The sequence below is a fragment of the Citrobacter enshiensis genome, from assembly GCF_029338175.1.
Classification (GTDB): domain Bacteria; phylum Pseudomonadota; class Gammaproteobacteria; order Enterobacterales; family Enterobacteriaceae; genus Citrobacter_D; species Citrobacter_D enshiensis.
Genome location: NZ_CP119862.1, coordinates 520,388 through 532,124 on the forward strand (window position 1 = coordinate 520,388; position 11,737 = coordinate 532,124).

Below are 11,737 nucleotides of genomic sequence, written 5' to 3' on the forward strand. Positions count from 1 at the left end.
CCGGGGTTTTTCTTATCTGCTTAACCCATTTTATACCAGGGATAACACCATGAAACTCTTTGCCCAGGGGACGTCGCTGGATCTCAGCCATCCTCACGTCATGGGGATTTTAAATGTCACGCCGGACTCTTTCTCAGATGGTGGAACGCACAACACGCTGATTGAGGCTGTGAAACATGCGAATCTGATGATTAATGCCGGAGCGACTATTATTGATGTTGGCGGCGAATCAACGCGACCCGGTGCAGCTGATGTCAGTGTGGAAGAGGAACTGGAACGCGTGATCCCGGTCGTTGAAGCGATTGCTCAACGGTTTGAAGTCTGGATTTCAGTCGATACCTCTAAGCCGGAAGTGATCCGCGAGTCTGCCCGGGTGGGGGCGCACATTATTAACGATATCCGTTCGCTGAGTGAACCCGGCGCGCTGGAAGCTGCGGCGGAAACTGGGCTACCGGTATCGCTGATGCATATGCAGGGCAACCCTAAAACGATGCAGGATGCGCCGAAGTATGATGACGTCTTTGCAGAGGTTAATCGCTACTTTGTCGAGCAGATCGCACGTTGTGAACAGGCGGGGATATCAAAAGATAAATTGTTGCTCGACCCGGGGTTCGGTTTCGGTAAAAATCTCTCTCATAATTATGCTTTACTGGCTCGCCTGTCAGAGTTTCATCATTTTGGGCTACCGCTGTTTGTGGGCATGTCGCGGAAATCGATGATTGGTCAGCTGCTAAACGTGGGGCCGTCAGAGCGCCTTAGCGGTAGTCTGGCGTGTGCGGTAATTGCAGCCATGCAGGGCGCGCACATTGTTCGCGTCCACGATGTAAAAGAAACTGTTGAAGCGATGCGCGTGGTTGAGGCCACCCTGTCTGCGAAGGGAAATAAACGTTATGAGTAATCGCAAGTATTTTGGTACCGATGGGATCCGTGGTCGCGTAGGCGATGCGCCGATTACCCCTGATTTTGTACTTAAGCTGGGTTGGGCCGCAGGGAAGGTACTGGCGCGCCATGGCTCCCGTAAAATTATTATCGGTAAAGATACGCGTATTTCTGGCTACATGCTGGAGTCTGCGTTAGAGGCGGGCCTTGCGGCGGCAGGTTTATCCGCTTCCTTCACTGGGCCAATGCCAACCCCTGCGGTGGCTTATCTGACGCGTACGTTCCGTGCAGAAGCCGGGATTGTTATTTCTGCTTCACACAACCCATTCTACGACAACGGTATTAAATTCTTCTCCATCGACGGAACCAAGCTGCCAGATGCGGTTGAGGAAGCCATCGAAGCGGAGATGGAAAAAGAGATCACCTGTGTGGACTCTGCGGAGCTGGGAAAAGCCAGCCGTATCGTGGATGCTGCCGGGCGTTACATCGAATTCTGTAAAGGGACCTTCCCGAACGAATTGAGCCTCAATGAGCTCAAGATCGTGGTGGATTGCGCTAACGGCGCGACGTATCACATCGCTCCCAATGTATTACGTGAGCTGGGCGCGAATGTCATCACGATTGGTTGCGAGCCAAATGGCGTCAATATCAACGAAGAAGTGGGCGCCACAGATGTCCGGGCGCTGCAGGCTCGTGTGCTCGCGGAAAAAGCCGATATCGGTATTGCGCTGGACGGCGACGGCGATCGTGTGATCATGGTTGACCACGAAGGCAACAAAGTCGACGGCGATCAAATCATGTATATCATCGCCCGTGAAGGTTTGCGTCAGGGTCAGTTGCGCGGTGGTGCGGTGGGCACGCTGATGAGCAACATGGGCCTGGAGCTGGCGTTAAAACAGCTTGGCATTCCGTTTGCCCGCGCTAAAGTGGGTGACCGCTATGTGCTGGAGAAACTGCAGGAAAAAGGCTGGCGTATCGGTGCGGAAAACTCCGGTCATGTGATCCTGCTGGACAAAACCACCACCGGTGACGGTATTGTGGCCGGTTTGCAGGTTCTTGCTGCGATGGTACGTAATCATATGAGTCTGCACGATTTGTGCAGCGGTATGAAAATGTTCCCGCAAATTCTGGTGAATGTGCGCTACACCGCGGGCAGCGGCGATCCGCTGGAAAACGAAACGGTTAAGGCTGTTATGGCGGAAGTAGAAACTGCACTGGGCAACCGTGGCCGCGTGCTGCTGCGTAAGTCAGGTACTGAGCCGTTAATCCGAGTCATGGTTGAAGGCGAAGATGAAGCCCAGGTTACCGAATTTGCCCACCGTATTGCTGATGCGGTAAAAGCGGCGTAATACCGGTGTTAAGTGACTAAAAAGGCGGCAGTTGCCGCCCTTTTAGTTGCGGAAAGAGACAGTTTTGCTGTTTTTTTCCGCAGTTGATACAATGTGCTTAAATTGCCCTTGCGAAGGTCATTCGCTTTGGTTAGTATTCACACCCGCTTCAGTGGGAAACAGTAAATGGTCCCGCTTTATTGGTTGAAGCATTGGTACGCGGCAACTCCGCAAGGAACAGGTTGATTATGTACGAAGCTCTTTTAGGTATTTTCCTTGTCGTAGCAATTGTATTGGTTGGTTTGATCATGCTGCAGCAGGGTAAAGGCGCTGATATGGGTGCTTCCTTTGGAGCAGGCGCTTCCGGTACGCTGTTTGGTTCAAGTGGTTCTGGTAACTTCATGACCCGAATGACAGCGCTGTTTGGAACCTTGTTTTTCGTTATCAGTCTGGTGCTGGGTAATATCAACAGCAACAAAACCAATAAAGGAAGTGAGTGGGAAAATCTGAGTGCTCCAGCGAAAACTGAGCAAACTCAGCCAGCTGCTCCGGCTAAGCCGACCAGCGATATCCCGCACTAATAGTAGTATCCGTGCTGAGGTGGTGGAATTGGTAGACACGCTACCTTGAGGTGGTAGTGCCCTAACGGGCTTGTGGGTTCGAGTCCCATCCTCAGTACCAATATTCCGAAAAAAAGACGCTGAAAAGCGTCTTTTTTTTCGTCTGTAGCGTAGGATATAGGCCTAATCTGTTGGCTTGTAGGTCGGATAAGGCGCTTGTGCCGCCATCCGACATTTAGCAGAGAGTGCAATGACTGATGGCGCTATGTTTATCAGGCCTGTGTCCCCAGCTGCACAGCATAAAAAAAGCCGCTTTCGCGGCTTTAATCCTTCCTTGAGAAAGCGATTACTTCGCTTTATTTTCCAGGCTCTCAACCTGCGGCAGACCCGTCGCCGAAGAGGCGGAAAGTAGGCCGGACTGCGCATAACCGAACAGTTTCTCGCGGGTATCCGTGATGTCCAGATTACGCATGGTCAGTTGACCAATACGATCGTCCGGAGAGAACACGGAGTCGCCTTTTTCCATCGTCAGACGTTCTGGCTTATAGGTCAGGTTGTCGGACACGGTATTCAGGATCGAGTAGTCATTACCGCGACGCAGTTCCAGAGTCACTTCGCCGGTGATCTGACTTGCCACCCAACGCTGCAGGCCATCACGCAGCATCAGTGCCTGGGAGTCGAACCAGCGACCCTGATACAGCAGACGACCCAACTGACGACCATGTGCGTGATACTGCTCGATAGTGTCTTCGTTGTGAATACCGGTCAGCAGACGTTCGTAAGCGATGTGCAGCAGCGCCATCCCCGGCGCTTCATAGATACCGCGGCTTTTTGCTTCAATAATACGGTTTTCAATCTGATCGCTCATGCCCAGACCATGACGACCACCGATGCGGTTGGCTTCCAGCATCATCTCAACGTCGTCGCTGAAGGTTTTGCCGTTCAGGGCAACCGGATGACCCTGTTCAAAACGTACGGTCACTTCTTCTGCCGGGATCTTCACGTTTTCATCCCAGAACTTCACGCCCATAATCGGGTTAACGATCTTGACGCTGGAGTTGAGGAATTCCAGATCTTTCGCTTCGTGAGTCGCGCCCAGCATGTTGGAGTCGGTGGAGTAGGCTTTCTCAACGGACATCTTGTAGTCGAAACCGCAGGCAATCATAAACTCAGACATCTCGTGGCGACCGCCCAGTTCATCAATGAAATCGGTATCCAGCCATGGTTTGTAGATCTGCAGTTCGGCATTGGTCAGCAAACCATAACGATAGAAACGCTCAATGTCGTTGCCTTTATAGGTGCTGCCGTCGCCCCAAATGTTGACGCCATCTTCTTTCATTGCTGCAACCAGCATAGTACCGGTCACGGCGCGACCTAATGGCGTCGTATTGAAATAGGTGAGTCCGCCTGTGGTGTTATGGAATGCACCACACTGGATGGCGGCAATCCCTTCCGCAACTAATTGTTTGCGGCAATCAACCAGGCGAGCGTTCTCTGCGCCATATTCCATTGCACGGCGAGGAATGGCATCGTAGTCATCCTCATCCGGCTGACCCAGATTTGCAGTATATGCATATGGGACAGCCCCTTTTTGTCGCATCCACAGCAGCGCAGCACTGGTGTCCAGACCACCGGAAAAAGCGATACCAATACGTTGACCTGCCGGGAGATGCTTGAGAATCGTCGTCATAAAATAAAATCCTGCTTGATTGACTGATGAAGAGATCGGTTTTCTGTTCTCAGTGAATTTTTATGCAAAATAAATGAGTTTTCATTTAATCATCTTTTGCGGATGACAGGAAGAGCTTCGTGATAATTTCGTTAATAAATGCCTCTGATTGTATCTCTGCGTTTATCTGGCTTCGACACTAAGGGGCGAACGCTGCTATTCATTAATGTGCATATTATTTACCTGGTTGACATAATGCGCTCTGGATCACTATAATATGCACAGATTTTACGTCCCGTCCTCGGTACCAAATCCCAGCAGTATTTGCATTTTTTACCCAAAGCGAGTAAAATTTGCCACGTTTCAGGCGCGGGGTGGAGCAGCCTGGTAGCTCGTCGGGCTCATAACCCGAAGGTCGTCGGTTCAAATCCGGCCCCCGCAACCACTTTCCCTTAGAGTTCTTTTTCAAATATACTGTGAAGACTTTGGCCTTCGTAGCTGGATTTGAAAAAAATTCTTTCGGAAGGTTCTCCAGACCGCAGTTGCGGTTATAGGGTTCAGTTATCTAAAGCCCCGATTTATCGGGGTTTTTTGTTATCTGACTACAGAATAACTGGGCTTTAGGCCCTTTTTTTATGTCTTGGGGGTGGGCTTGTCCACATTAGAGCAAAAATTAACAGAGATGATTACAGCGCCAGTTGAAGCCTTAGGTTACGAGCTGGTCGGCATCGAATTTATTCGCGGTCGCACATCCACACTGCGCATCTATATTGATAGTGAAGATGGCATCAATGTTGATGATTGTGCTGATGTGAGCCACCAGGTCAGTGCGGTAATGGACGTCGAAGATCCGATTACCGTCGCTTACAACCTGGAAGTATCCTCACCGGGCCTCGACCGTCCTATGTTCACTGCCGAACACTACGTGCGTTTCCTGGGTGAAGAAGTTGCACTGGTGCTTCGTATGGCGGTACAAAACCGTCGTAAATGGCAGGGCGTTATCAAAGCGGTGGACGGTGAAATGATCACTGTCACAGTCGAAGGTAAAGATGAAGTGTTCGCGCTGAGTAATATCCAGAAGGCGAACCTGGTTCCCCACTTTTAACAGTCTGGATTGAGGTGAAAAGCCCGCGATGAACAAAGAAATTTTGGCTGTTGTTGAAGCCGTCTCCAACGAAAAAGCGCTGCCACGCGAGAAAATTTTTGAAGCGCTGGAAAGTGCGCTGGCTACAGCAACAAAGAAAAAATATGAGCAAGAGATCGACGTTCGCGTAGAGATCGATCGTAAAAGCGGTGATTTCGATACCTTCCGCCGTTGGGTCATTGTGGAAGAAGTTACTCAGCCGACGAAAGAAATTACGCTGGAAGCGGCACGTTATGAAGACGAAAGTCTGAACGTGGGCGGTTACGTTGAAGATCAGATTGAATCTGTCACTTTTGACCGTATCACCACCCAGACGGCAAAACAGGTTATCGTACAGAAAGTACGTGAAGCCGAACGTGCGATGGTTGTTGATCAATTCCGTGAACACGAAGGCGAAATCGTCACCGGTGTAGTGAAGAAAGTAAACCGCGACAACATTTCTCTGGATCTGGGCAGCAATGCTGAAGCCGTGATCCAGCGTGAAGACATGCTGCCGCGTGAAAACTTCCGTCCGGGTGACCGCATTCGTGGCGTTTTGTACTCCGTTCGCCCTGAAGCGCGCGGTGCGCAGCTGTTTGTTACGCGTTCCAAACCGGAAATGCTGATTGAACTGTTCCGCATTGAAGTGCCAGAAATTGGCGAAGAAGTGATTGAAATTAAAGCGGCGGCTCGCGATCCGGGTTCTCGTGCGAAAATCGCGGTGAAAACCAACGATAAGCGTATCGATCCGGTCGGTGCTTGTGTAGGTATGCGCGGTGCGCGTGTTCAGGCGGTTTCTACCGAACTGGGCGGCGAGCGTATCGATATCGTCCTGTGGGATGATAATCCGGCACAGTTCGTTATCAACGCAATGGCGCCAGCAGACGTCGCTTCTATCGTGGTGGATGAAGATAAACACACCATGGATATCGCGGTTGAAGCCGGTAATCTGGCTCAGGCGATTGGACGTAACGGTCAGAACGTCCGCCTGGCTTCACAACTGAGCGGTTGGGACCTCAACGTGATGACCGTTGATGACCTGCAGGCTAAACATCAGGCTGAAGCGCATGCAGCCATTGATACCTTCACCAAATATCTCGATATCGATGAAGATTTCGCGACCGTTCTGGTGGAAGAAGGTTTTGCTACGCTGGAAGAACTGGCCTATGTGCCAATGAAAGAACTGCTGGCAATCGACGGCCTTGATGAGCAGACCGTTGAAGCGCTGCGCGAGCGTGCTAAAAACGCACTGACCACTCTGGCACTGGCCCAGGAAGAAAGCCTCGGTGATAACAAACCGGCTGACGATCTACTGAATCTGGAAGGATTAGATCGCGAAATGGCGTTCAAACTGGCTGCCCGTGGTGTTTGTACGCTGGAAGATCTCGCTGAACAGGGCATTGATGATCTGGCTGATATCGAAGGGTTGACCGACGAAAAAGCCGGTGAGCTGATTATGGCTGCCCGTAATATTTGCTGGTTCGGCGACGAAGCGTAATAAACTGTAGCAGGAAGGAACAGTATGACAGATGTAACCGTAAAAACACTGGCTGCAGAGATACAGACCTCCGTGGATCGCCTGGTACAGCAATTTGCTGATGCAGGTATCCCGAAGTCTGCTGATGACTCTGTGTCCGCACAAGAGAAACAGACCTTACTGGCGCATCTGAACCGTGAAAACGGCTCTGCCCCAGATAAGTTGACATTGCAGCGCAAAACGCGCAGTACTCTCAATATTCCAGGTACCGGTGGAAAAAGTAAATCGGTACAAATCGAAGTCCGCAAGACACGCACCTTTGTAAAACGCGATCCGCAAGAGGCTGAACGCCTTGCCGCGGAAGAGCAGGCGCAGCGTGAAGCGGAAGAGCAAGCCCGTCGTGAAGCTGAAGAAACAGCTAAACGCGAGGCGCAACAAAAAGCTGAACGTGAGGCCGCAGAACAAGCTAAGCGTGAAGCCGCTGAAAAAGCGAAACGTGAAGCTGCGGAAAAAGACAAAGTGAGCAATCAACAGACCGACGATATGACCAAAACCGCCCAGGCAGAAAAAGCCCGCCGTGAAAATGAAGCCGCTGAGCTGAAGCGCAAAGCGGAAGAAGAAGCACGCCGTAAGCTTGAAGAAGAAGCCCGCCGAGTGGCTGAAGACGCTCGCCGTATGGCTGAAGAAAATGCCGGTGTTTGGGCTGAACAAGAGAAAGAGAAAGTGGAAGAAGATAAGAGCGATTATCATGTCACCACTTCTCAGCACGCACGTCAGGCTGAAGACGAAAACGATCGTGAAGTCGAAGGCGGTCGTGGCCGTACTCGCACCACGAAAGCGGTACGTCCGGCTAAAAAAGGCAACAAACACGCTGAATCGAAAGCTGACCGTGAAGAAGCGCGTGCAGCGGTTCGTGGCGGTAAAGGTGGCAAGCAGCGTAAAGGTTCTTCTCTGCAGCAGGGCTTCCAGAAGCCGGCTCAGGCGGTTAACCGTGACGTTGTGATTGGCGAAACCATCACCGTTGGCGACTTAGCTAACAAGATGGCGGTTAAAGGCTCTCAGGTCATCAAAGCGATGATGAAACTGGGCGCAATGGCCACCATTAACCAGGTCATCGATCAGGAAACCGCACAGCTGGTTGCTGAAGAGATGGGCCACAAAGTTATTCTGCGTCGTGAAAACGAGCTGGAAGAAGCGGTAATGAGTGACCGTGACACTGGCGCTGCGGCTGAACCGCGTGCACCGGTTGTGACCATCATGGGTCACGTTGACCACGGTAAAACCTCTCTGCTGGACTACATTCGTTCTACGAAAGTGGCCTCTGGCGAAGCGGGCGGCATTACCCAGCACATCGGTGCGTACCACGTTGAAACCGACAACGGTATGATCACCTTCCTGGATACCCCGGGCCACGCCGCGTTTACCTCTATGCGTGCTCGTGGTGCGCAGGCAACGGATATCGTTGTTCTGGTTGTTGCAGCAGATGACGGCGTGATGCCGCAGACTATCGAAGCTATCCAGCATGCGAAAGCAGCGCAGGTACCGATGGTTGTTGCAGTGAACAAAATCGATAAGCCAGAAGCCGATATGGATCGCGTTAAGAACGAACTGTCTCAGTACGGTGTTATGCCGGAAGAGTGGGGCGGCGAATCACAGTTCATCCCAGTTTCTGCGAAAGCGGGTACCGGTATTGATGACCTGCTGAATGCTATCCTACTGCAGGCTGAAGTTCTGGAGCTGAAAGCGATTCGTAAAGGTATGGCGAGCGGTGCGGTAATCGAATCCTTCCTGGACAAAGGTCGTGGCCCAGTGGCTACCGTCCTGGTGCGTGAAGGTACCCTGAACAAGGGTGATATCGTGCTGTGTGGCTTCGAATATGGCCGTGTTCGTGCAATGCGTAACGAACTGGGTCAGGAAGTGCTGGAAGCAGGTCCGTCTATTCCGGTCGAAATCCTGGGTCTTTCCGGTGTTCCGGCTGCGGGTGACGAAGTGACCGTGGTACGTGACGAGAAGAAAGCCCGTGAAGTTGCGCTGTACCGTCAGGGCAAATTCCGTGAAGTTAAACTGGCTCGTCAGCAGAAATCCAAACTCGAGAACATGTTCGCTAACATGACCGAAGGCGAAGTTCACGAAGTGAACGTCGTTCTGAAGGCCGACGTTCAGGGTTCTGTGGAAGCGATCTCCGACTCCTTGCTGAAACTGTCTACTGACGAAGTTAAAGTGAAGATCATCGGTTCCGGCGTAGGTGGTATCACCGAAACCGACGCAACCCTGGCTGCAGCATCCAACGCCATCCTGGTTGGCTTCAACGTACGTGCTGATGCCTCTGCGCGTAAAGTGATTGAATCCGAAAACCTGGATCTGCGCTACTACTCCGTCATCTATCACCTGATTGACGAAGTGAAAGCGGCGATGAGCGGCATGCTGTCTCCGGAACTGAAACAGCAGATCATCGGTCTGGCTGAAGTGCGTGACGTGTTCAAATCACCGAAATTTGGTGCGATCGCGGGCTGTATGGTTACCGAAGGTACGATTAAACGCCACAACCCGATCCGCGTTCTGCGTGACAACGTGGTTATCTATGAAGGCGAGCTGGAATCCCTGCGCCGCTTCAAAGATGACGTTAACGAAGTCCGTAACGGCATGGAATGTGGTATCGGCGTTAAGAACTACAACGACGTTCGCGTTGGCGATATGATCGAAGTGTTCGAGATCATCGAGATCCAACGTACTATTGCATAATCGTCGTAATGCCCGGTGGTACTGTGTATACCGGGCCTACGATACTGGATGTTGGCCGGGTTGTAGGCCTGATAAGCGGTAGCGCCATCAGGCTTGAGAGCGCCACCCGGCATGAAATTTTAAAAAGGGGCTTTTGGCCCCTTTTTTGTCTTTTTTCTGGAGAATTTGTTATGGCGAAAGAATTTGGTCGCCCACAGCGCGTCGCTCAGGAGATGCAAAAAGAGATTGCTATCATCCTGCAGCGCGAAATTAAAGATCCTCGTCTGGGCATGATGACCACGGTTTCCGGTGTTGAAATGTCACGTGATCTGGCCTATGCCAAAGTGTTTGTCACCTTCCTGAACGACAAAGATGAAGCCGCAGTAAAAGCGGGCATCAAAGCGTTGCAGGAAGCTTCTGGCTTTATCCGCAGCCTGCTGGGGAAAGCGATGCGTTTACGTATCGTGCCGGAACTGACTTTCTTCTACGATAACTCGTTGGTAGAAGGGATGCGGATGTCAAACCTGGTGACCAACGTGGTGAAGCATGACGAAGAACGTCGTGTGAACCCGGATGACAGCAAGGAGGACTAATGAGTCGTCCTCGTCGTCGTGGTCGCGACATTCACGGTGTCCTGTTGCTGGACAAGCCGCAGGGCATGTCCAGCAATGACGTGCTGCAAAAAGTAAAACGTCTTTACAACGCCAATCGCGCCGGTCATACCGGTGCATTGGATCCGTTGGCGACAGGTATGCTGCCGATTTGTCTCGGTGAAGCGACTAAGTTTTCCCAGTATCTGCTTGATTCGGATAAGCGTTATCGCGTCATTGCCCGGCTGGGACAGCGGACCGACACCTCGGATGCCGACGGTCAAATCGTACAGGAACGTCCCGTGACGTTTACCCCGGAACAACTGGCGGCTGCGCTGGAAACGTTCAGAGGTGATATCGAACAGATACCGTCGATGTACTCGGCGCTGAAATACCAGGGTAAAAAGCTGTACGAATATGCACGCCAGGGTATTGAGGTTCCGCGAGAAGCCCGACCGATTACCGTCTATGAACTGCTCTTTATTCGCCACGAAGGTAACGAACTGGAGCTGGAAGTTCACTGTTCTAAAGGCACCTATATTCGGACCATTATTGATGATCTGGGTGAGAAGCTGGGATGCGGCGCGCACGTCACTTTCCTGCGCCGTCTGGCGGTCAGTAAATACCCGGTTGATCGGATGGTCACCCTGGAGCATTTACGCGATCTTATCGAACAGGCCGAACAGCAGGGGATCCCGGCTGCCCAACTGCTTGATCCGCTGCTGATGCCCATGGACAGTCCGGCTTCGGACTACCCCATCGTTAATCTTCCTTTAACCTCGTCGGTTTACTTTAAAAATGGTAATCCGGTTCGTACGACAGGCGCGCCGCTGGAAGGACTGGTTCGCGTGACGGAAGGCGATGACGGTAAGTTTATTGGGATGGGCGAAATGGATGATGAAGGCCGCGTAGCGCCTCGTCGTCTGGTCGTGGAGTATCCGGCGTAACTCTGCTCAGTCTTGCGATAACAGGGCGCTGCGAGTAGAATACTGCCGCTTAACGCCGTGTAAATTTTTTAACAGTTTATGCGACGTTTACATGGGGTTGCTGAATTAGAGATTGGCACCCTTTCATTCTTTATTATTTTTGGAGTTCATCATGTCTCTAAGCGTTGAAGCTAAAGCTAAAATCGTTTCTGAGTTTGGTCGTGGTACTAACGACAGCGGTTCTACCGAAGTTCAGGTTGCTCTGCTGACTGCACAGATCAACCACCTGCAGGGTCACTTTGCAGAGCACAAAAAAGATCACCACAGCCGTCGTGGTCTGCTGCGTATGGTTTCTCAGCGTCGTAAACTGCTCGACTACCTGAAACGTAAAGATGTTGCACGCTACACCGCGCTGATCGAGCGTCTGGGCCTGCGTCGCTAATTCTTGCGAGTTTCAGAAAGAG

10 protein-coding genes and 2 tRNA genes are annotated in these 11,737 nt (G+C 51.7%); 11 read left to right on the plus strand and 1 reads right to left on the minus strand.

Translation table 11 applies throughout. From position 1 onward, the window contains the following. The first annotated feature begins 49 nt into the window (after positions 1 to 49). From folP to P2W74_RS02525, 4 genes are all read left to right on the plus strand, one after another. Positions 50 to 898 carry a dihydropteroate synthase gene (gene folP, locus P2W74_RS02510; RefSeq protein WP_276293763.1) on the plus strand — a complete coding sequence of 283 codons (849 nt, stop codon included), beginning with the start codon at positions 50 to 52 and terminating at the stop codon, positions 896 to 898. Then, a complete protein-coding gene (glmM, locus tag P2W74_RS02515) occupies positions 891 to 2,228 on the plus strand; it encodes a phosphoglucosamine mutase (RefSeq protein WP_203359848.1) in 1,338 nt (445 codons plus the stop codon). Before folP ends, glmM begins: the two co-directional genes overlap by 8 nt. Before the next feature lie 227 nt (positions 2,229 to 2,455). Continuing rightward, a complete protein-coding gene (secG, locus tag P2W74_RS02520; RefSeq protein ID WP_162379368.1) occupies positions 2,456 to 2,788 on the plus strand; it encodes a preprotein translocase subunit SecG in 333 nt (110 codons plus the stop codon). Positions 2,789 to 2,801: 13 nt separating this feature from the next. Continuing rightward, a tRNA-Leu gene (locus P2W74_RS02525) sits at positions 2,802 to 2,888 on the plus strand. A gap of 225 nt (positions 2,889 to 3,113) precedes the next feature. Here P2W74_RS02525 and argG read toward each other — a convergent pair. Next, complete coding sequence (argG, locus tag P2W74_RS02530; RefSeq protein WP_276293764.1) at positions 3,114 to 4,457, minus strand: argininosuccinate synthase; 1,344 nt, start codon at positions 4,455 to 4,457, stop codon at positions 3,114 to 3,116. 347 nt (positions 4,458 to 4,804) lie between these two features. On the opposite strand from argG, the gene P2W74_RS02535 reads away from it, so the two are divergent. The 7 genes from P2W74_RS02535 to rpsO all read left to right on the plus strand — a co-directional run bounded on the left by P2W74_RS02535 (position 4,805) and on the right by rpsO (position 11,715). After that, positions 4,805 to 4,881, plus strand: a tRNA-Met gene (locus tag P2W74_RS02535). Between the two features lie 207 nt (positions 4,882 to 5,088). Further along, complete coding sequence (gene rimP / locus P2W74_RS02540; protein WP_203359850.1) at positions 5,089 to 5,541, plus strand: ribosome maturation factor RimP; 453 nt, start codon at positions 5,089 to 5,091, stop codon at positions 5,539 to 5,541. Positions 5,542 to 5,569: 28 nt separating this feature from the next. Then, positions 5,570 to 7,057 (plus strand): transcription termination factor NusA, encoded by a 1,488-nt coding sequence (gene nusA / locus P2W74_RS02545; protein WP_276293765.1) that lies wholly within the window; start codon positions 5,570 to 5,572, stop codon positions 7,055 to 7,057. A 24-nt stretch (positions 7,058 to 7,081) separates the two neighbouring features. Continuing rightward, a complete protein-coding gene (infB, locus tag P2W74_RS02550) occupies positions 7,082 to 9,778 on the plus strand; it encodes a translation initiation factor IF-2 (RefSeq protein WP_276293766.1) in 2,697 nt (898 codons plus the stop codon). Between the two features lie 170 nt (positions 9,779 to 9,948). Beyond that, complete coding sequence (gene rbfA / locus P2W74_RS02555; RefSeq protein WP_049848849.1) at positions 9,949 to 10,350, plus strand: 30S ribosome-binding factor RbfA; 402 nt, start codon at positions 9,949 to 9,951, stop codon at positions 10,348 to 10,350. Further along, entirely contained in the window at positions 10,350 to 11,294 is a 945-nt protein-coding gene (truB, locus tag P2W74_RS02560) for a tRNA pseudouridine(55) synthase TruB (protein ID WP_271443534.1), read from the plus strand. Before rbfA ends, truB begins: the two co-directional genes overlap by 1 nt. A gap of 151 nt (positions 11,295 to 11,445) precedes the next feature. Then, the gene (rpsO, locus tag P2W74_RS02565; protein ID WP_003861789.1) at positions 11,446 to 11,715 is read left to right on the plus strand and encodes a 30S ribosomal protein S15; all 270 of its coding nucleotides are present in this window, start codon (positions 11,446 to 11,448) and stop codon (positions 11,713 to 11,715) included. The last annotated feature ends 22 nt before the right edge of the window (positions 11,716 to 11,737 follow it).

What these genes read in the sequence shown, in the direction of transcription:
- folP (WP_276293763.1), top strand. Translation starts at nt 50, where the DNA reads ATGAAACTCTTTGCCCAGGGGACGTCGCTGGATCTCAGCCATCCTCAC.
- glmM (WP_203359848.1), top strand. Translation starts at nt 891, where the DNA reads ATGAGTAATCGCAAGTATTTTGGTACCGATGGGATCCGTGGTCGCGTA.
- secG (WP_162379368.1), top strand. Translation starts at nt 2,456, where the DNA reads ATGTACGAAGCTCTTTTAGGTATTTTCCTTGTCGTAGCAATTGTATTG.
- argG (WP_276293764.1), bottom strand. Translation starts at nt 4,457, where the DNA reads ATGACGACGATTCTCAAGCATCTCCCGGCAGGTCAACGTATTGGTATC.
- nusA (WP_276293765.1), top strand. Translation starts at nt 5,570, where the DNA reads ATGAACAAAGAAATTTTGGCTGTTGTTGAAGCCGTCTCCAACGAAAAA.
- infB (WP_276293766.1), top strand. Translation starts at nt 7,082, where the DNA reads ATGACAGATGTAACCGTAAAAACACTGGCTGCAGAGATACAGACCTCC.
- rbfA (WP_049848849.1), top strand. Translation starts at nt 9,949, where the DNA reads ATGGCGAAAGAATTTGGTCGCCCACAGCGCGTCGCTCAGGAGATGCAA.
- truB (WP_271443534.1), top strand. Translation starts at nt 10,350, where the DNA reads ATGAGTCGTCCTCGTCGTCGTGGTCGCGACATTCACGGTGTCCTGTTG.
- rpsO (WP_003861789.1), top strand. Translation starts at nt 11,446, where the DNA reads ATGTCTCTAAGCGTTGAAGCTAAAGCTAAAATCGTTTCTGAGTTTGGT.